At 45.8% G+C, this 19,176-nt stretch carries 17 protein-coding genes; 15 read left to right on the top strand and 2 right to left on the bottom strand.

Going from position 1 to position 19,176, the window contains the following annotated elements; translation table 11 throughout:
- The first annotated feature begins 10 nt into the window (after positions 1 to 10).
- Genes IH598_02080 through IH598_02030 form a run of 11 tightly spaced genes read left to right on the top strand, consistent with a single transcriptional unit; the run spans position 11 to position 11,819 of the window.
- On the top strand, positions 11 to 2,974 hold the full coding sequence (locus tag IH598_02080; protein MBE0637292.1) for a Fe-S-cluster-containing hydrogenase: 2,964 nt from the start codon (positions 11 to 13) through the stop codon (positions 2,972 to 2,974).
- Positions 2,975 to 3,009: 35 nt separating this feature from the next.
- Entirely contained in the window at positions 3,010 to 4,377 is a 1,368-nt protein-coding gene (gene nrfD, locus IH598_02075) for a polysulfide reductase NrfD (GenBank protein ID MBE0637291.1), read from the top strand.
- Positions 4,378 to 4,379: 2 nt separating this feature from the next.
- A complete protein-coding gene (locus IH598_02070; protein ID MBE0637290.1) occupies positions 4,380 to 4,880 on the top strand; it encodes a DUF3341 domain-containing protein in 501 nt (166 codons plus the stop codon).
- A 21-nt stretch (positions 4,881 to 4,901) separates the two neighbouring features.
- Positions 4,902 to 5,489 (top strand): cytochrome c, encoded by a 588-nt coding sequence (locus tag IH598_02065; GenBank protein MBE0637289.1) that lies wholly within the window; start codon positions 4,902 to 4,904, stop codon positions 5,487 to 5,489.
- Between the two features lie 3 nt (positions 5,490 to 5,492).
- On the top strand, positions 5,493 to 6,653 hold the full coding sequence (locus tag IH598_02060) for a hypothetical protein (protein MBE0637288.1): 1,161 nt from the start codon (positions 5,493 to 5,495) through the stop codon (positions 6,651 to 6,653).
- A gap of 1 nt (position 6,654) precedes the next feature.
- Positions 6,655 to 7,440 carry an SCO family protein gene (locus IH598_02055; GenBank protein MBE0637287.1) on the top strand — a complete coding sequence of 262 codons (786 nt, stop codon included), beginning with the start codon at positions 6,655 to 6,657 and terminating at the stop codon, positions 7,438 to 7,440.
- Between the two features lie 20 nt (positions 7,441 to 7,460).
- Complete coding sequence (locus IH598_02050) at positions 7,461 to 9,083, top strand: cbb3-type cytochrome c oxidase subunit I (protein ID MBE0637286.1); 1,623 nt, start codon at positions 7,461 to 7,463, stop codon at positions 9,081 to 9,083.
- Between the two features lie 5 nt (positions 9,084 to 9,088).
- On the top strand, positions 9,089 to 9,706 hold the full coding sequence (locus IH598_02045; protein MBE0637285.1) for a cytochrome c oxidase subunit 3 family protein: 618 nt from the start codon (positions 9,089 to 9,091) through the stop codon (positions 9,704 to 9,706).
- A gap of 11 nt (positions 9,707 to 9,717) precedes the next feature.
- Positions 9,718 to 10,002 carry a cytochrome C oxidase subunit IV family protein gene (locus IH598_02040; protein MBE0637284.1) on the top strand — a complete coding sequence of 95 codons (285 nt, stop codon included), beginning with the start codon at positions 9,718 to 9,720 and terminating at the stop codon, positions 10,000 to 10,002.
- A 5-nt stretch (positions 10,003 to 10,007) separates the two neighbouring features.
- Positions 10,008 to 10,943: a cytochrome c oxidase subunit II gene (gene coxB, locus IH598_02035; protein MBE0637283.1), complete on the top strand. Its 936-nt coding sequence runs from the start codon at positions 10,008 to 10,010 to the stop codon at positions 10,941 to 10,943.
- Entirely contained in the window at positions 10,944 to 11,819 is an 876-nt protein-coding gene (locus IH598_02030) for a protoheme IX farnesyltransferase (protein ID MBE0637282.1), read from the top strand.
- 157 nt (positions 11,820 to 11,976) lie between these two features.
- On the opposite strand, the gene IH598_02025 is transcribed toward IH598_02030, so the two are convergent.
- Positions 11,977 to 13,533: a multicopper oxidase domain-containing protein gene (locus tag IH598_02025; protein ID MBE0637281.1), complete on the bottom strand. Its 1,557-nt coding sequence runs from the start codon at positions 13,531 to 13,533 to the stop codon at positions 11,977 to 11,979.
- Between the two features lie 349 nt (positions 13,534 to 13,882).
- Between IH598_02025 and IH598_02020 the strand changes: the two genes are divergently transcribed.
- The gene (locus IH598_02020) at positions 13,883 to 14,167 is read left to right on the top strand and encodes a T9SS type A sorting domain-containing protein (GenBank protein ID MBE0637280.1); all 285 of its coding nucleotides are present in this window, start codon (positions 13,883 to 13,885) and stop codon (positions 14,165 to 14,167) included.
- 192 nt (positions 14,168 to 14,359) lie between these two features.
- Here IH598_02020 and IH598_02015 read toward each other — a convergent pair whose 3' ends face one another.
- A complete protein-coding gene (locus IH598_02015) occupies positions 14,360 to 14,830 on the bottom strand; it encodes an Lrp/AsnC ligand binding domain-containing protein (protein MBE0637279.1) in 471 nt (156 codons plus the stop codon).
- Positions 14,831 to 15,181: 351 nt separating this feature from the next.
- Here IH598_02015 and IH598_02010 point away from each other — a divergent pair, with 351 nt between their 5' ends.
- The 3 genes from IH598_02010 (at position 15,182) to IH598_02000 (ending at position 19,164) form a co-directional block, all read left to right on the top strand.
- Positions 15,182 to 16,648, top strand: a complete 1,467-nt coding sequence (locus IH598_02010) for an O-acetylhomoserine aminocarboxypropyltransferase/cysteine synthase (protein ID MBE0637278.1) — start codon at positions 15,182 to 15,184, stop codon at positions 16,646 to 16,648.
- Positions 16,649 to 16,652: 4 nt separating this feature from the next.
- Positions 16,653 to 18,032 carry a threonine synthase gene (gene thrC, locus IH598_02005; GenBank protein ID MBE0637277.1) on the top strand — a complete coding sequence of 460 codons (1,380 nt, stop codon included), beginning with the start codon at positions 16,653 to 16,655 and terminating at the stop codon, positions 18,030 to 18,032.
- Positions 18,033 to 18,225: 193 nt separating this feature from the next.
- On the top strand, positions 18,226 to 19,164 hold the full coding sequence (locus IH598_02000) for a riboflavin biosynthesis protein RibF (GenBank protein ID MBE0637276.1): 939 nt from the start codon (positions 18,226 to 18,228) through the stop codon (positions 19,162 to 19,164).
- Positions 19,165 to 19,176: the final 12 nt, after the last annotated feature.

Raw genomic sequence — 19,176 nt, 5'->3', positions numbered from 1 at the left:
TTACAGTTAAATGGAAGAAAAAAAATACTGGAAAAGTTTAGATGAATCGGGAGCGATTGCTGAGCAACCAACGAGCATAAAAGATGATCATAAATCAGACTTACTCGAGTTGCTGTCTGGTAATCACCTGGACAAAAAATCAGCATCACGGCGAGATTTTCTGAAATGGTGCGGCATCAGTTTCGCATCAGCTACCATAGTCACAGCCTGCGAAAATCCCGTTAAAAAAGCCATACCTTATATTGTACAACCAGAAGAACTCATCCCCGGAAAAGCTACATGGTACGCATCCTCCTATTTATACGGAAACGAGTACTGCAGCATTTTAGTAAAAACCCGGGATGGACGCCCGATCAAAATTGAAGGAAACGAACTTTCCTCCATTTCCCAGGGCGGAACCAGCGCCAGGGTTCAGGCCTCAGTTCTCAGCCTTTACGACGATGGTGCACGGTACAAACACCCAACCGATCATGAGTACGAATTAGCCTGGGAAACAGCCGATTCAGAAATACTGGAAAAATTAAATCAGTTCCAGGTGAATGGCAGGCGAATGGCTTTGGTTACACCCACTTTACTAAGCCCGGCGACCAGGCAGGTGATCAAGGACTTCCAGGCTAAGTTCCCAATGCTTGAAGTAGTTACATGGGATGCAGTGTCTTACGGCGCCATTCGTAAAGCCCATCAACAAACCCACAACCTCAGTGTACTTCCAGACTATCGTTTCGACAAGGCAGATATTATTGTCAGCTTCAGCGCTGACTTTCTTGGCACCTGGCTTGCTCCTTCGGTTTTCGCAAATCGCTACAGCAAAACCCGAAAACTTAACCAGGACAATCCGGCCATGTCGCACCACGTGCAGTTTGAAGCCAATTACTCAATTTCTGGAGCCAATGCTGATGAGCGTATTCCTGTAAAACCCGCTGATGAACTCAAAATTCTGATGGCTCTTTACAACGAGTTGGAACCGGGATCTATCAACGCTCCTTCAGTAGATTTTTACGACATCAAACCACTGGCTTTAAAATTGAAAGCAAATCGCGGAAAATGTATTGTTATCTCAGGACAAAACAACCGGGAGGTGCAGGTCTTGGTCAATGCGATCAATCAAAAACTGGATAGTTATGGTAACACCATCGACCTGTCCCATGCCATCCAGGCCGGTGACGACGATGAAAAAGGGTTTGAAGTCTTGGTTGGAAATATGATTAACGGTGATGTAGATGCGGTGATGTTTTATCAGGTCAACCCACTTTACACTTATCACGATCAAGCCAAATTAAAAGAGGCGCTCACAAAAGCTAAACTCAGTATCTCGTTTGCTTCGGCAAAAGATGAAACAGCAGAGGCTTGCAATTATATTATTCCGGATAATCATTACCTTGAATCGTGGAACGACGCTGAATTCCTGACCAATCATTATAGCCTTGCACAACCGGCGATCAGTAAGATATTTGATACCCGACAGTTTCAGGATACCCTTTTAAAATGGTCAGGGAGTGAACAGGATTTTTACAGCTATTTGAAGAAATACTGGGAAACAAACCTATTTCCAAAACAGACCAGGTTTGCTGATTTCACCACATTCTGGCAACATTCACTCCAATCAGGAGTTTTCGAACAGGCACTGGCTGAAGAATCGTTTCCAGAATTTGATTTTAGCAGTGTCCAACAAGCTGCCACAACCCTCCAGCGACACATTTCAAAATCAAACAATCTGGAATTCAACCTGATTCAAAATATTGCCATCGGAGATGGCCATGATGCCAACAACCCATGGCTTCAGGAAGTTCCGGACCCGTTGACCTCCGTGACTTGGGATAATTTTGCCGCTGTTTCACCAGCTTTAGCTAAAGAAAAGGACCTTAAAACCGGCGATATCATTCAAATTAATGATGTGATCGAACTTCCGGTGCTGGTCCAGCCAGGACAGGCAGCAGGATGTATTTCATTTGCATTGGGATATGGCCGGACAAAAGCTGGAAAAGCCGGTGAAAATATCGGTAAAAATGCTTACCCGATGACCTCATGGGACGGAGAGCATCGCCAACTGACAGGTACAGTCACTGATCTGAAAAAAACCGGAAAAGGACATCAGTTTGCCCTTACACAGATGCACTTCAACATGGAAGGACGTGGCATTGTCAGAGAATCCACATTAGCTAAATATAAAGAAAAACCATACGCTGGCAACGAACTGAAGAAATATCACGACAAGCATAAATCGACACTCTATCCGGTGACCGAATTTGAAGGGCACCACTGGGCTTTACTGATCGACCTGAATGCCTGTACCGGCTGCAGCACATGTGTGGTAGCCTGCCAGAGCGAGAATAATGTACCGGTCGTTGGCAAGGATGAAGTGCGCAGAAGACGCATCATGCACTGGATGCGAATTGATCGTTATTACGATGGCGAATCCGATAACCCAAATGTCGTCTTTCAACCGGTGATGTGTCAGCATTGCGACCATGCGCCCTGCGAAAACGTTTGCCCTGTGGCCGCCACCAATCACAGTTCTGAAGGACTAAACCAGATGGCTTACAATCGTTGTATCGGAACAAAATACTGTATCAACAACTGCCCCTACAAAGTGCGGCGCTTCAATTGGTTCCGTTATGCCCAGAACGACAAGTTCGATTTTAACATGAACTCAGACCTTGGCCGGATGGTGCTAAACCCGGATGTAACCGTTAGAGAGCGCGGTGTCGTGGAGAAATGTTCCTTCTGCGTTCAACGGATTCAGGAGGCGAAGTTGAAAGCCAAAAACGAACGCAGGCCATTTAAGGATGGTGATGTCACACCAGCCTGTGCTCAGTCGTGTCCATCCAAAGCACTTGTATTTGGTGATCTGAATGATCCTGAAAGCCGCGTAGCAAAAATGGTAAAAGATCCGCGCAATTATCAGATTCTGGAAGAATGGCACACATTGCCATCGGTGAATTACCTCACAAAGATCAGGAATAAGCAAGTATAATTTATTGAATATGAACGAATAATACATAATAATCCATGTTTGCAAACGAATTGAAAATTCCCCTGGTAAAGGGTAAAAAAAGCTATGGTCAGATTTCGGACGAATTGCTGGCCAACGTGGAAAGAAAACCGGCAAAGTGGTGGTTTGTCGCCATGGCAATCGGAACGCTGATGCTGATGTACGGTGGTTGGGCTGTTTACATGACTGTTGGAGTCGGGCTTGGGACATGGGGGCTGAACAACAGCGTCGGATGGGGATGGGACATCATCAATTTTGTATGGTGGATCGGTATTGGGCACGCCGGAACAGCCTTCACTATTTTCTTCCTGGTTTTCAGGCAAAAATGGGCAGGCGCCATCAACCGGGCAGCTGAGGCAATGACGGTGTTTGCGGTGATGTGTGCCGGACTTTTTCCGGTGCTTCACCTCGGTCGTCCCTGGCTGGTGTTCTTCATTTTCCCTTACCCAAATACCAGGTTGCTCTGGACAAACTTCAACTCTCCACTGTTTTGGGACGTGCTGGCCATCTCCACTTATTTGTTGCTGTCATTGACACTTTGGTATTTCGGAATGATTCCGGATTTAGCCTCTATCCGCGACCGCACAACCAACAAAGTGAAAAAAGTGGTTTATGGCATCTTCAGCATGGGGTGGAATGGCTCCATGAGGGTTTATAACCGTTACGAAACTGTTATGAAAATCCTCGGCGGCCTTGCTGCACCACTTGTAATTTCTGTGCATACCATTGTTGCTCTGGACTTTGCCGTTTCGGTACTTCCGGGCTGGCATGCAACAATCCTCCCACCCTACTTCTTCGTCGGTGCAATTTTTTCGGGTTTTGCCATGGTACTAACTATAATGATCCTGATAAGAAAAGTATTCAACCTTACCGACTTTGTAACTGCTAAACACCTTGATAACATAGCACATGTATTAAAATACGGCAGTTTGATTATTGGCCTGGCATACATCACCGAATTATTCACCGCCTGGTATTCAGGCGTTGAATATGAACTCCATACATTCTTTAACGCAAGGGTCACAGGAACCTATTCGGTAGCTTTCTGGATGATGTTTCTGTTTAACGCAGTTTTTCCGCAACTTTTCTGGTTTAAAAAAGCGAGACAGAACCTCATCGTTCTATTTATCATTTCGATTTTCATCAATATTGGCATGTGGTTCGAACGTTTCATCATCATCGTTTCATCCCTCGCTCAGGATTTTCTGCCATCCAGTTGGACAAGCTATCATCCAACTTTAGTTGATATAGGAATTTATGTTGGCACTTTCGGGTTGTTCTTCTGCGGAATGTTACTGTTTGTCAGGTACATTCCCATAGTTGCGGTAAATGAAACAAAACCCGTTGCTAAGTCTGAACAACGCAAACTTCAACAAAGCGAATAGTTATGAAAACAAAAAGTATTATCGGAGTTTTTGAAGACGAAGCCAATGTGGTAAAGGCGCTGAAAGTTTTTAAAGAGCAACACATTGAAGTAAATGATATCTTCGGGCCCTGTGCCGATCACGACATTTTAAAAAATCTTACAAAGAAAAGCCGGATTCCTCATGCATCATTTTTTTACGGAGTAATGGCGGTAATCCTCACTTTTTCATTTCTTTATTATACCTCTGTGATTGATTATCCACTCCGGTATGGCGGCAAACCTCTATTCAGTTTCCCGCCAATGGTAGTGCTGATGTACCTCATGACCATCCTGACAACAGCAACACTTACTGTTTTTACCTTGCTTGGTGTGATAAAATATTTCCCGGGGAAATCTGCCAAAATCATCGATCCCCGGGTACTTGACGATCATTTTGTAATACTTATTGAAAAGCCTGCTGATCCCGAGAAAATTAAGTCGGTGCTGAAATCAGCCGGCGCCAAGGAAATCAGGGAAGAATAATTTGAAAAACATTTTACATTCATGGATATGTTTATAAAAAACAAACCTGCACAATACATAAACCGGCTGCCTTTGCTGCTGTTGACCGTTATCATCCTCTGGTCCTGCGACCGCTCCCGCACCGATAAAGGGCGTGAGTATTTCCCCGACATGGCGCACAGCAAAGCATACAAAACATACACAGTCAATCCGGCAACACCAAACGGCCAAACTATGCAGAAGCCTGTGGAAGGAACCATCCCCAGGGATGTTGTCCCTTACCGCTATTATGAATTCGATAAAAATGAAGAGCGTCCTGGAAAAGAATTGGTAAACCCACATGACATTAACCAAAAGGTACTGGATGAGGGTAAGTATTTGTATGGAATCTTTTGCCAGCAGTGTCATGGCGAAAACGGCGATGGTAAGGGGCATCTTTACACTTCAGGAAAATATACAGTTCCTCCCCGCTCGCTGATTGAGCAGAGTGTACTTGATCAGAACGGAGGACAGATCTATCATACGATTTCACATGGATACGGTGTTATGGGTCAACACGCTTCACTGATCCGCCCTGAAGATCGCTGGAAAATAGTTGCTTATGTCGAAAAAATGATTCAGAAAAAATAACCTATGCAAACACATTTTCATCCGTCGCAGAAGATAAAAATTGTTGGAGCCGTGCTGATTGTCGTCGGCCTGGCAGCTCTGATCACAGGATTTCTGACCGACCCCGACCGCGCCTGGGCCAACATACTGCTGAATAACGTCTATTTTCTTACCGTCGCTATCGGCGCAATGATGTATTACAGCATCCAATACATCACTCAATCCTCATGGTCGGCCATGTTTCAAAGAGTGCCTCTTGCCCTTGGTGGGTTTATTCCGGTAGCAGCTATTTTAATGCTCCTGTTGTTCTTTGGTCTGGAACATATTTACGAATGGGCTGAGCCGGGTATAACTGAAACAGACAAACTGCTTGCTCACAAGGCGCCATACCTGAACGTGCCCTTTTTTATGATCAGAATTGTTATTTATTTCGTGCTCTGGATTTCAGCCTTTCTGGTACTCCGTAAAATGGCATTCAGTGGAGATAAATTTGCCGATCCTGCGCTATACAGGAAAAATACCCATTACTCCACCGTGTTCATTTTTCTCGCTGTCATTTTCTTCTCGCTGGCAGGGATTGACTGGATTATGACCATAGATGCACATTGGTATTCCACAATTTTTGGCTTCAGAACAATGATTACCAGCATGTACTATGGCGTCGCAACCATCATCCTGTTCATTTTCTTTCTGAACAGTCAGGGTTATTTTCCCGAAATGAATGAGGCTCACCGTCACGACCTGGCACGTTACCTGTTCCGTTTCAGCATCGTGTGGGGATATCTATGGTTCATGCAATTCATTATCACCTGGTATGCCAATATACCCGAGCTCACAGTTTACTACAGCCCAAGATTTCTGGGTGAATGGCAGGTGCTTTTCTATGCTGAATTCTTTATCAATTTTGCAATTCCATTCCTCGTTGTCATCTCGGATGAAATAGGCCGCAAAAAACCGGTGCTGATCTCAATTAGTGTTCTCCTCCTTATCGGGCTTTGGATTATGCTTTTTGTCCAAATCATGCCTGGAACTATTGAGCATTTGAAATTTGGTTTCATCGAAATTGGGATGTGGTTGGGTTATGCCGGATTGTTTCTTTTAATTACATTTGTTATGCTTGGAAAATCAACGATTGTACCTGTTAATCACCCACAGCTTCACGAAAGTTATCATCATCATCTATAAAATGAAAATCACCGGTTGCATAGCGTTTTTAATCCTATTCACAGGGATTTTTGCTCAAGCCCCTGTTGGACAGTACACTCCCGAAGAAGGCGAAATCGGCATCTTTGAACGGCTGGATACTTATCTTCCTGAGGATATTACGATTATTGACCATTTGGGAGCACCCCACAATATCCTTGATTTGATCGATAAGCCCACAGTAATCGCATTGGTTTATTACAGGTGTCCCGGAATTTGCAGTCCTTTTATGAATGCAATGGCCGACGTGATAAACAGCAGCAACTTGGAAATTGGTAAGGACTACCAAATTCTTAACATCAGTTTTGATGCCAGGGAAGGTGTTGACCTGGCCAAATCAAACAGGAATAATTATCACAACCTGATCAAAAAAGACTTCGATGAAGAGGGTTGGAAGTTTTTTGTTGCCGACAGTGCTGACATTGCAAAACTGACAACAGCCGTGGGTTTCAAATACAAGCGCACCGGTCTGGATTTTGCACATACATCAGCCATGATCTTTGTCAGCAAAAGCGAAAAAATTACACGCTACCTGCATGGAACTTACTTTTTACCCATAGACTTGAAAATGGCAGTCATTGAAACCGCAGAAGAACGTTCAGGCCCTTCGATGAGTCGTTTGCTTTCCTATTGCTACGCCTACGACACTGAAGGACAACGTTATGTGATGAATATTACCAAAGTTGCAGGTACCATCATCCTTTTTTTTACGGCACTCATTTTCTTGTTTCTCATTATTAAACCCAGAAAAAAGACACAATCGAATTAACGTAATAGCTTAAAATAAACATGTCAAACACAACTACAAACTATGTCAGTTACCTCGATTACAGAAGAGGATTCAAAGGGAAATTGGCGTTTCTTTTTGAATGGATTTTTTCGACTGACCACAAGCGGGTAGGATTACTGTACCTATACACCATGCTGGTTTTCTTTTCGGTAGCAGCTATACTTGGGCTGCTGATGAAAACCGAATTGATTGCCCCCGGGGCAACCATAATGGGCCCGCAAACCTATAACAGCCTGTTCACCCTCCATGGAGTAATTATGATTTTTATCATTGTTGTTCCCGGATTGCCAGCTGTATTTGGTAACTTTTTCCTTCCGATCATGATCGGGGCTAAAGATGTGGCTTTCCCCCGGATCAACCTGCTTTCGTGGTGGCTTTATGTCATTGGAATTCTGATTGTATTGACTTCTTTAATCTTTGGTGACGGCCCACCCGATACAGGCTGGACATTTTACGCCCCTTACAGTTTCAAAACGCCTACCAACGTCCTGCCTATGATGTTCGGCGCCTTTGTTATGGGATTTTCATCCATTCTCACCGGAATTAACTTTGTGGTTACCATTCACAGGCTCCGTGCTCCGGGGATGACCTGGTTTAGAATGCCGATGTTCCCCTGGACACTTTACGGTACAGCCTGGATTCAGATTCTGGCTACTCCGGTTGTTGGGATTACTTTGCTGTTAACGGTTATGGAACGATTATTTGGTATAGGGATTTTTGATCCGGCGCTCGGCGGCGACCCGATTCTTTATCAGCACCTTTTCTGGATTTATTCTCACCCTGCCGTTTATATCATGATTCTCCCGGGCATGGGTGTAATCAGCGAAATTATTCCGGTCTTTTCAAGAAAAGTTTTATTCGGCTATAAACCGCTGGTTCTCTCTACATTGGCCATTGCTTTTGTAGGTTATTTCGTTTGGGGGCACCATATGTTTACCTCCGGAATGAGCGGAGTATCACTCTATGCTTTTTCATTCCTTACCTTTCTTGTTGCCATTCCGTCAGCCATTAAGGTATTCAACTGGGTGGCAACCATGCACAAAGGCTCACTGGTGATGAAGACTCCTTTTTACTGGGCATTGTCGTTCATTTTTGTATTTATGATTGGCGGATTAACCGGACTTGTACTCGGTTCGCTGGCAACCAATGTGCACGTGCATGACACCCATTTTGTGGTTGCACATTTCCATTTTATTGTATTTGGCGGTACGGGTTATGCGTTCATGGCCGCGCTGCATTACTGGTTCCCCAAGATGTTTGGCCGGATGTATGATGTAAATTGGGCTAACCTGGGATGGGGAATTTTTTTCATCGGCTACCTTTCACTCTACCTTCCGATGTTTTATCTCGGAATCCTGGGTATGCCAAGAAGATATTACGACTACCTGCCTGAATTTCATGGAGGAAACATCATTTCCTCCCTTGGCGCATGGGTAATGATTGCCGGTCTGCTGATTATTATTGCCAACCTGGTCCGCAGTGCAAGTCATGGTGTAAAAGTTGCCGAAAAAAACCCATGGAATGGCAAAACGCTCGAATGGACAGTTGATACACCACCAACACTCGAGAACTTTGATGAAATTCCTGTCGTAGATAGTGATCCTTACCATTATAAATCCTAACACACATGAGTACACAAGCTGCACATACACACGTTCACCGAGACGATGAAGGCGACAAACTCGGCATGTGGTTGTTCATTTTTACCGAACTGCTGCTCTTTGGGATGCTATTCATCATTTATGCCGTTTACCGCTATAAAAATCCAGATGCCTTCCAACTGGCCGGTGAGGAATTGAACGTTACCGTTGGTACCCTGAACACTATCATTTTGCTCATTAGCAGTGCAACAGTAGCGATGTCGATTACTGCCATTCAGCGTGGGAATAAAAAGCAGGCGCTGGCCTTGTTAAACACAACGATGATTATCGCAGTCCTTTTCTTAATCAATAAATATTTTGAATGGGGCGAAAAAATTGATTACGGCTTTTATCCCAAAGGCGAAAACCTGCTCGAACTGGGACATGGCACGATTCTGTTTTTCGGTCTTTACTGGGTGATGACCGGAATCCATGCCCTGCATATCATTATCGGAGTTGGTCTTTTTATCTATGTACATGGTAAAATAAGTAAAGATGAAATCAACAGTACCGATTATGTATGGCTTGAGAATACAGGTCTCTACTGGCACCTGGTTGACCTGATCTGGATTTTCCTGTTTCCCCTATTTTATCTAATCCATTAAAGCTGAATACTATGAGCGAACACAAACCTCACATAACGAGTTACAAAACCCAGATGATCGTCCTGTTGTGTCTGGTCATCTTCACAGCCATCAGTGTTGCCATCACACGGTTTGATATGGGCCCTTACAACACAGCCGCTGCCATGTTGATTGCAGGTATAAAAGGTGCAATTGTTATGGCCTGGTTCATGCACCTGAAATTTGACAACAAGGTTTTTATGATTTTCACCATACTTGTCGTCACAGTTTTCTTACTTGTGCTTTATGTTACATTTTTTGATTACTTATACAGATAAAAGATATGTACTCAGGAGCCTCAACATTCGTAGAAGGCGTTGACAATGCCTTTGTCCTGATTATCGGGATTTCGTTGTTCTTTCTCATCGGAATTACTGCGGTGATGATCATGTTCATCTATCGCTATAACCAGAAAAAGCACCCCAAAGCCGTTCAGATCGAAGGGAGTACCACACTCGAAATCGTATGGACGGTGGTTCCGATTATTTTGGTGCTTGGCATGTTTTATTATGGCTATGTAGGTTGGATCCCTATGAAAAAACCACCCCAGGACGGTATCAAAGTAACTGCCAATGCCCGGATGTGGAACTTTTCTTTTCAATATGAAAATGGCAGGATATCCGACAAACTCTATATTCCTAAAGATACGGCGGTGATTGTCAACCTCAATGCCATGGATGTGCTTCACTCCTTTTATATTCCGGCTTTCAGGATTAAAGAAGATATGGTGCCGGGGATGCTCAAGACAAGTTGGTTTGAAGCCACAAAAACAGGAGAATTCAACGTTTTTTGTGCCGAATATTGCGGGCTTCAGCACTCACTGATGATTACTGAAGTGGTGGTGATGGAACCGGATGCCTACTGGGAATGGTACAACGACACTACGGCTACTTCCATGTTGGTCAAAGATGATGTTGACCTGGCTTTACTTGGCAGGCAGATTGTCGAAAGTAAAGGATGCAATGCCTGTCACGCACTCGATGGAAAAACCATCATCGGCCCTTCCTACAAAGGCCGGTATGGAACTACAATCACCGTTGTTACCGACGGTCAGGAACGCGACATAGTCGTGGATGATGAATACATCCGCAGATCAATTTACGAACCTGATTATGATGTGGTGAAAGGATTCCGCAAGGGACAAATGATTTCATATAAGGGAGAGATTTCCGAAGACCAGGTCGGCTTTATCATTGAGTTTATCAAGACACTAAAATAAATGTTGAAAGAGGCAACCGGCAGGCTGATCCTCGCTTACTTTCAGCTGACAAAGCCCATTATTTCAGCTTCGGTCGCTTTATCGGCGCTGACAGGTTTCCTGATCTTTCAGGGCTTTTTTGCCAGGGGTTGGCTGCTCACCATGGCTGGAGTATTTCTTCTCTCATCCGGCTCTGCAGCCATCAACCATTTACAGGAAGCTAAAACGGATGTGTTGATGGAGCGTACCAACCGGCGTCCAATTCCGTCCGGAATGATCAAACCCTTTCAGGCACTGTTTTTTGCCATCATTCTCATTTTTTTGGGGGCTTCCATTCTGTTACAATTGGATACCCGGCTTCCGTTTTTTTTAGGATTGATCAATATGGTGTGGTACAATGCCATTTACACACCTTTGAAACGATTAACCGCCTTCGCAGCCATTCCCGGTGCAGTGGTGGGCGCCATTCCACCCATCATCGGCTGGACAGCAGCCGGCGGAAGTATCACCCATCATCATGCAATTCTACTGGCATTTCTGTTTTTCATCGGGCAAATCCCACATTTCTGGCTCATTCTGCTAAAAAATGCCGGCGATTATGAAAAAGCAGGATTTCCAACATTAACCCAACTCTTCTCCCCGCAACAGGTGGCAAACCTCACACTGGTCTGGATATTTGCAACAGCCATGGCTGCTGTCATGCTGGTGCTTTTTGGAATCATCCGGTCAGCCGCGCTTTCACTTGTTATTTTTTTAATCACATTCTTCCTTTTGGTTTCTTTTCGCCGTTGGTTCAATGCCAAAAAATATCCCGACCCACATCCAGCCTTTATCAGCCTAAACATTTTCTATTTATTGGTAATGATTGTAATGATCGCTGATGCATTGACCAGATAACTGCAACAGACAAGATGCGTCAGCAAACTCCAAATACGTTCCTGTGAATAATATTTTCAACTCAACCGCTGACAGAGAATAGTGATGGCATTGTTGCATTTCTATTTCACTGAAGAGGAATAAACCTTACAGATGGTAATTGATAAGAAAATCTGCGCTATTTCTTTATTAAGCCAATCAAAGCAATCATCAGCGCCAAAGCAGCCACGATCAGAACAAACCAAACCATACGGCTGGTTGCTCCCACACCGGCTGCTGCAACCTGGATATCTCCCGCTCCGCTAGTTGTCACAATGATTTTTCCCTCCATGTAAGGATGAGGTGTACACATGTAGAGATATTCCCCTTCCTGAATCATTTCCTGTGTGTGCTTTTCGGCATGAGCAAGCATAGGCGAGGCGAATCGCTCGGGGCCGCTTTTAATCAGCACATTATGTATCCCCGAAAATTCTCCCTCCATGAATGTGAAAACATCTTCGTTGATCCAGGTAATTTTTGTTCCCGGGGTCACCTGTACTACTTTTGGAGAATAAGAATTCCCGATTATCCTGATGGTAACCTCCTTAACATCGCTTTTGTAAACTACCGGGACATCCACATCCGGTGAGCCGATGCCAAAAGGTGTAATGACCCGGTTTGCCTTTTGCCGGTACTCTTCCATTTCTGCTTCGCTGTAAACTTTTCCATCGGCGAGCATTTTCCCTAAAGGATCAGCATTGCGGTCACACACTAAAAAACCCAGTGCGCCCCTGTCAGTAGAACCAACTGCATGCGTCAGCATAAGATATGACCCTTCATCAGGCGGAATACGAAACTCAACAACCCATGAATCCGAAGGACCGGCAGTCACTGTTTGCCCTCCAATGAATTTATTTTCAGGATGTCCCTGCCAGTAAGCAAAATCCCAGACAATACCGACAATATGAAAAGTAGAGACCAGGTTTGGTCCGACATTCAGGAAGTTGATCCTCACATAATCGCCAGGCCTCCCTTTTATAGGTTCTTCGATATAACGAAAAAGTTTCCCGTTAAACGCGGTGTACATTGGCTTTCCCTGGCCTTCCACAGCATCTTTTCCAGTTGCGTAAAACTCATGCTGAACAAGGTACAATTCGATGTCGGGCTCTTTATTTAAAATACGTTCCAATTCATATTTCTTCTTTGGCTTAACAACCATCATTCCGTACTGACCAAAAATAATGTGCATCGGAATGGCATGGCCACCCGGAGCACAATGATACATGTAAACACCTGGCATGGCTGCCTTGAATACAATCGTCGCACTGTCATCAGGATTGATTTTCCCGAGGTATTTTGATGTCTGGGTATTTGCTGCATGAATGGATGCGCCATGAGGAATATTGCCTTTGTTTACAATGGTGAACTGAACAATATCGCCTTCATCTACCAGTACAGTTGGTCCGGGAATCTTGCCATCGGTAGTAAAACCTTTGTAAATTATGCCATTGCCAATGTAGCTGTCGCCTTCTTCAAGAGTGATTCTTACCACTTTGTCCGGCCGCGTATCCTGAGGAACATAGCTGGTTGTAGGAATGGACAGCCGCTCGTCGCGCCGGATGATCTCGATGAAATCGGAATTTCCGGCGGAAGCAGTCTTGACACCAGAGCCACTCTGCTGAGGACTCAGGTTTGGAACTGCTGCACCTGGCGGCAATGATTTTGGCGCAGTGGACAGACCGGCATCTGCAAGCATATTATTTGCTGCAAGCACTTCACTTACCCAGGCGGGATCGTTCATCGTGGTTGAACGCTGTGCCGCTATTGTCGACAGGAGTTCTTTTGAAACAATGCCACCGGACCTTGTGGTTCCCAATTGCGCAAGAAAAACACGATTACAAGCCTCACATGCTGAAGCTCTGTTTCCAAGAAGCAAAAGAAAAAAACCTAAACTGAAAAACTTCAATAATTTACTCATTGATTCCTGTGTTTTCATTTTCTTTAATTTATTAGGTACGTAAATACTATTTATTGATGATGCAAAAGTATTTATATTTTAGTATTAGCGTACCTGTTTGTGTATTTTTATTCTTAAAAAATGTGAATTGCATTTTGGAATCCTAAATTCAACTAAAAAGGAAAAGAGAATTTTCCAGGATCATTCGTTCAACCTGTACATCTATCCCAATCCTTCAACCGGCATCTTCAACATCGAAGGGATGGACGCCAAAGCCAAAGTCAGCATTTTCAATGCTTTTGGCACGGAAGTCAGCAGTCAGAACCTGCTCCTCCCCGACCGTGTTGACCTGACCGGCCAGCCCAACGGGGTGTACCTGATCAAAATACAGACAAATGATAAAACGTGGTTTGAAAAGGTGATTAAAAATTGAATTGATTTGCTTTAACCAACTCTGTAGAGGCTGTCTCAGAAGTCTGGATTTAGCAAGAAACGTTGAAAATCAGGATTGCCCCGTCCCTAAAGGGAGCCTGATTTTCAACGTTTTCCCTTTAGGGATTAAGGGTTAAAAAACGTTGAAAATCCAAACGAAAGACTTTTGAGACAGCCTCATTTTTTTACTTCCCTACTCCACCGGCAACTGCCGCACAAAGCCTTCTTCCAGCGAGATAAAGGTTTCGGTGGCCACAATTTCGATGATGGATTGGATTTGCTCCACGATGATCTTCTTGAGGTGCTCGTTGTTGCGGGCTAAAATCTTGATCAGCAAAGAGTACTTTCCGGTGATATGATGACACTCCACGATTTCGGGAATCCGCTTAATCTGCTGAAAAACCTCTTCATGGGTTGTGGATGAAGTCAGGTTAACCTGAATACCGATAAACGCGCACGTAAGATAACCCATTCCTTTCGGCGAGAGGTTGAACTGGGTGCCGGAGATCACCCCCGCTTCGATCATTTTTTGCACCCGTTGGTGAATGGCAGCGCCTGAAACCTTGCAGTTGCGGGCTACTTCAAGAAACGGAGTACGGGCGTCGGCAGTGAGATAGGTGAGGATTCTTTTGTCCAAACTATCAAGATGAAAGTGCTGTTGCATAATTTGAAGGTTTTGAATGATAATTTTTTCAAAAGTAGCTGTTTTTATTTATCATTTTAAAATATTTCATCAATATGGCTTTTGCTTTAACATTCATTCACCGATAAAAAGCTCTTTTTGATATTTTTGCAGGTGAAGATATTAATCAGTGTCAGTAAGGAAACATACTAAATTTGATTTTCAACGATTTATTTACCCCGCCCTCCCGAAGTCTCGGGATAAATTCCGGGAGTAAATCGTTGAAAATCAATGCTCCCTTAGGGTTGGGGTATTCATTGATTTTCAACAGTGACAGTTTCCTTGCTGACACAAAATCAATAGTTCAACAACAAACAAATTACGGAGGATAACATGGAAACAAATGGAATTGACCACTATTTGCAGGCAGCAAAGCGCTCAGCCGAATGGCATCAGAATTACCTGAAAGATATGCGCAGCAAGCGTTTCGACACCATTGCGGTGCATGGCGTTTACTCGATGCAGGAAGCATTGGATTTCAACCAGGGCTCGATCATCGAACCCATCTACATGTCCACTTCGCAGGCTTACCGCGATTCGGACGAGATGGAAGCTGCACTGGGGTACCAAATCCCCACATGGTGCTACTCGCGTATCGGAAATCCAAGTATGTACTACCTGGAGGGCGTTCTGGCCTTGCTCGAAGGTTACGGCGCCGATTGCGAAACATCCTGCATTGCCACGGCATCGGGAATGGCAGCCATTCAAACGGCCGTTGATCCATTCCTTTTACCCGATCCGAAAAATCCTTCCAGGCCCATCAACTTTGTAGCTACCACACAAATTTATGGCGGTACCTTCCAGCAGTTTGGCGTCAGGAAAGAGAAAGAGCGCCACATCACATGGCGTAAGGTGATCAATTCTGCCGACATCAGCGAATGGGAAAAATTGATTGATGAAAACACCCGCTTCCTTTACGGCGAAATGCCCAGCAACCCGGGACAGGCATTTTTTGACCTGAAAAAGGTGATTGACCTGGCACACAAACATGGCATCCCGATGATCGTTGACAGCACGGTGGCCACCCCTGCCCTGCTACGTCCTATCGCGCTGGGCGCCGACATCGTGGTACAATCGGTTTCAAAAACCATCATGACCAGCGGTTTTGGTATAGCCGGAGCGGTGATCTCACGGAAAAATCTTACATCCAATGTGGACAACCCCGACATGAAAGCCGACTTTGCCATGTACGCCAAAACGCTGCCCAACCGCGACAACGGTCCGAATATCTCCCCCATGAATTCGATCATGGCATTGAACGATGTACGCACGCTGCGCCCGCGCGTTGACATGCAAAGCCGCTCCACCATGACCATTGCCAAATTCCTCGAAAGCCACAAACACATCGAAAAAGTGGATTACCTCGGTTTGGAGTCACACCCGCTGCACAAACTGGCTTCGCAATACCTCTGGCTGGTGGATGCCGAACACGACGAGCAATACGGCAAACCGGTGAACCGTTATGGGCACCTGATGTCGTTCAATGTGAAAGGCGGCGCACAGGCTGCCCGCGACGTGTTTGATGCGTTCCAGCGTATCTGGCGGGCAACCGACCTGGGCAGGATTAAATCGGTAGCTACGATTCCGGCCATTTCCACCCACTCGCAGCAAGGCGAAGAGGGACGCAGGATGGCCAATATCCCGCCAAACCTCATCCGCCTTTGTGTTGGCGCCGAGCATCCCGACGACATCATCGCTGATCTGGAACAGTCGCTGGCTGTGCTTGACGGAAAAAAATCCATCAGCACTTCCCCCGAATATTCAGCCGGCGGCGCCTCTTCTGCCACATTAAGAAGATAGCATCATGGGGAATCCGATCTTATTTTATTCGACCAATTTAACGTCGCCCGCACTGCCCTTCCATGAAGCGCTCATCCGCGGGCAGGCGCCGGATAAGGGGCTTTATATGCCGGAGAACATCCCGAAAATTGACCCGGAAACCCTGGTCAGGATGAAAGGGATGGAATACCACGAAATGGCAGCCATCATCATTGGCACTTTTCTGAAAGGTGTAATCGGGGAACATGATCTGAAGCTGATGGTGGAGGATGCTTATGACTTTGCCGTTCCCCTTGAGCATGTTACCGGCAGGCAATACGTAATGCGTCTTGACCAGGGGCCGACAGCTTCGTTCAAGGACTTTGCCGGCAGGATGATGGGAAGGCTGATGAATCATTACCTCAGGCAAACCAAAGGTGAATTGCTGATACTCACCGCCACATCCGGCGATACCGGCAGCGCCATTGCCAATGCTTTCTATGGTTTCGACAACATCAAAGTAGTCGTCCTTTTCCCGACAAAAGAAGTGACTCCCCGCCAGCGCAAACAGATGACCACACTGGGCAAAAACATCCGGATCATCGGGCTGGATGCCAAGTTTGACGACTGCCAGGCGCTGGTAAAACAAGCTTTTTCCGATCCCGACCTTGATCAGCTTCACCTCTCCTCAGCGAATTCCATCAACATTGGCCGGCTGATCCCGCAAATCGTTTATTATTTTTATGCTTATGCAAAACTGACTGAAAATCCCGGAACGGAAAAGGTAATCTTTTCGGTTCCTTCAGGAAATTTCGGAGATATGATGGGGGGCGTGCTGGCCATGAAAATGGGATTGCCGGTGGCCAGGTTCGTGATTGCCACCAACGAAAATGACGAATTCCCGGTGTTTATGAATACCGGCGAATACCGCAAAATCGAGCCTTCGCGAAACTGCATCTCCAGCGCGATGAATGTCGGTCACCCGAGCAACCTCGCCCGGCTGGTGGCTTTGTACGGAGGGGTGATGGACGAAAAAGGAACCGTTCACCGGCTGCCCGACCTGGCGGCCATGAACAGCGAGCTGTTTGCCGTGAGTGTGACCGACCAGGAAACAAAAGCAACCATAAAATCTGCCTGGGAAAAATATCAACTCCTGCTCGAGCCCCACGGCGCCGTGGGCTGGAAAGGATTGGAAGTTTTTCTGGATAAACATCCTGAACTGAACACACCCGATCAGGTTTGTATTTCGCTCGAAACAGCGCATCCGGCAAAGTTCCCCGAGCAAATCCGCACCATCCTGAACCTCGACCCCGACCTGCCGCCAAGCCTCGCCGGCCTCGAGGATAAACCGGAACAATTCGACGAAATGGCCAACAACTACAGCGATTTCAAGGCTTACCTGCTGAGAAAGTATGGGGGGAAGTGAGATGGGGAAAGCGTGCGAAGAGGATGATTTTATCATTTTTATTTCTTTTTTTGGTCACAGACATTGGATAATGAACTGCTGCGGAAATCTCCCGGGGCAACCACGACAAATGAAAAACGTTCAGGGATAGCCCTGCCGTTATAGAAAGATATAACTTTGCCACCGGAATCAGTCATAACAAAATTATTCGGGCATGCGGATATTCGAAAGTCTTGATACGCTTGGAAAAATTGAAAATGCCGTAGTCACCACCGGCTCCTTTGACGGCGTTCATTTCGGACACCAGGCACTTATCCGGAGGCTCAACAAACTGGCGCGCAGCATCAACGGGCAATCGGTACTCATTACTTTTTACCCTCATGTGCGCAAGGTGCTCTATCCGGATACCGCCGGGAAAGCGCTTGAGCTGATCAATTCGCAGAGCGAAAAAATCGAACTCCTCCGGAGAACAGGCCTGCAAAACCTTGTGATCATCAGGTTTACCGTAGAATTTGCAAAAACCTCCGCAGAAGATTTTGTAAAAAATATCCTCTTCGGGAAGCTCGGGGCAAAGATCATCGTGGTGGGATATAACCACTATTTCGGGCACAACAGGGAGGGCAACTACGAAAAGCTGATCGCGATGGGCAGCGAGCTTGGCTTCGAGGTTGTGGAGTTCCCGCGCCAGGAGCTGGTGGACGAAACCATCGGGTCCACACGCATCCGAAAATCGCTCAAAAGTGGCAGGATCATGCATGCCAATGCCTATCTCGAAAATATTTTCTTTATCTACGGCCGTTTCGCCCCCGGCAGCCGGCTTTACCGTGATGCCGGGATCACCACCTTCAGCCTGGCTGCTGAGGAGGACGGCAAACTGCTCCCCCCCGACGGCATCTATGCCATAAAAGCCGAAATTGACGAACAGCAGCACAAAGGGATCATGCTCTGCAATCATCATGGAACCTATGTCCACCCCCACCTTCAGCAGGCCATCGAGATTTACCTGCCCGAATACGAAGGCGACTGCCCAGGTAAAAACGGCAAAGTGTATGTGCACAAAGAACTCGACCACCCACTCCGGTTCGAAGACCCCCGCCAACTCTACACGCAACTCCGTCAAACCGCTGATTTTATCCTCGAACTGATCTATTGACAGACAGGCCGC

The sequence above is a fragment of the Bacteroidales bacterium genome (assembly GCA_014860585.1).
Lineage (GTDB): Bacteria > Bacteroidota > Bacteroidia > Bacteroidales > 4484-276 > RZYY01.
Note: the sequence above shows the minus strand (reverse complement) of the source record. Positions and strands in the feature narration are given on the sequence as shown.

Excerpts from the sequence above, each read along its gene's own strand:
- IH598_02080 (MBE0637292.1), top strand. The coding sequence starts at position 11 with ATGGAAGAAAAAAAATACTGGAAAAGTTTAGATGAATCGGGAGCGATT.
- nrfD (MBE0637291.1), top strand. The coding sequence starts at position 3,010 with ATGTTTGCAAACGAATTGAAAATTCCCCTGGTAAAGGGTAAAAAAAGC.
- IH598_02070 (MBE0637290.1), top strand. The coding sequence starts at position 4,380 with ATGAAAACAAAAAGTATTATCGGAGTTTTTGAAGACGAAGCCAATGTG.
- IH598_02065 (MBE0637289.1), top strand. The coding sequence starts at position 4,902 with ATGGATATGTTTATAAAAAACAAACCTGCACAATACATAAACCGGCTG.
- IH598_02060 (MBE0637288.1), top strand. The coding sequence starts at position 5,493 with ATGCAAACACATTTTCATCCGTCGCAGAAGATAAAAATTGTTGGAGCC.
- IH598_02055 (MBE0637287.1), top strand. The coding sequence starts at position 6,655 with ATGAAAATCACCGGTTGCATAGCGTTTTTAATCCTATTCACAGGGATT.
- IH598_02050 (MBE0637286.1), top strand. The coding sequence starts at position 7,461 with ATGTCAAACACAACTACAAACTATGTCAGTTACCTCGATTACAGAAGA.
- IH598_02045 (MBE0637285.1), top strand. The coding sequence starts at position 9,089 with ATGAGTACACAAGCTGCACATACACACGTTCACCGAGACGATGAAGGC.
- IH598_02040 (MBE0637284.1), top strand. The coding sequence starts at position 9,718 with ATGAGCGAACACAAACCTCACATAACGAGTTACAAAACCCAGATGATC.
- coxB (MBE0637283.1), top strand. The coding sequence starts at position 10,008 with ATGTACTCAGGAGCCTCAACATTCGTAGAAGGCGTTGACAATGCCTTT.
- IH598_02030 (MBE0637282.1), top strand. The coding sequence starts at position 10,944 with ATGTTGAAAGAGGCAACCGGCAGGCTGATCCTCGCTTACTTTCAGCTG.
- IH598_02025 (MBE0637281.1), bottom strand. The coding sequence starts at position 13,533 with ATGCTTGCAGATGCCGGTCTGTCCACTGCGCCAAAATCATTGCCGCCA.
- IH598_02015 (MBE0637279.1), bottom strand. The coding sequence starts at position 14,830 with ATGCAACAGCACTTTCATCTTGATAGTTTGGACAAAAGAATCCTCACC.
- IH598_02010 (MBE0637278.1), top strand. The coding sequence starts at position 15,182 with ATGGAAACAAATGGAATTGACCACTATTTGCAGGCAGCAAAGCGCTCA.
- thrC (MBE0637277.1), top strand. The coding sequence starts at position 16,653 with ATGGGGAATCCGATCTTATTTTATTCGACCAATTTAACGTCGCCCGCA.
- IH598_02000 (MBE0637276.1), top strand. The coding sequence starts at position 18,226 with ATGCGGATATTCGAAAGTCTTGATACGCTTGGAAAAATTGAAAATGCC.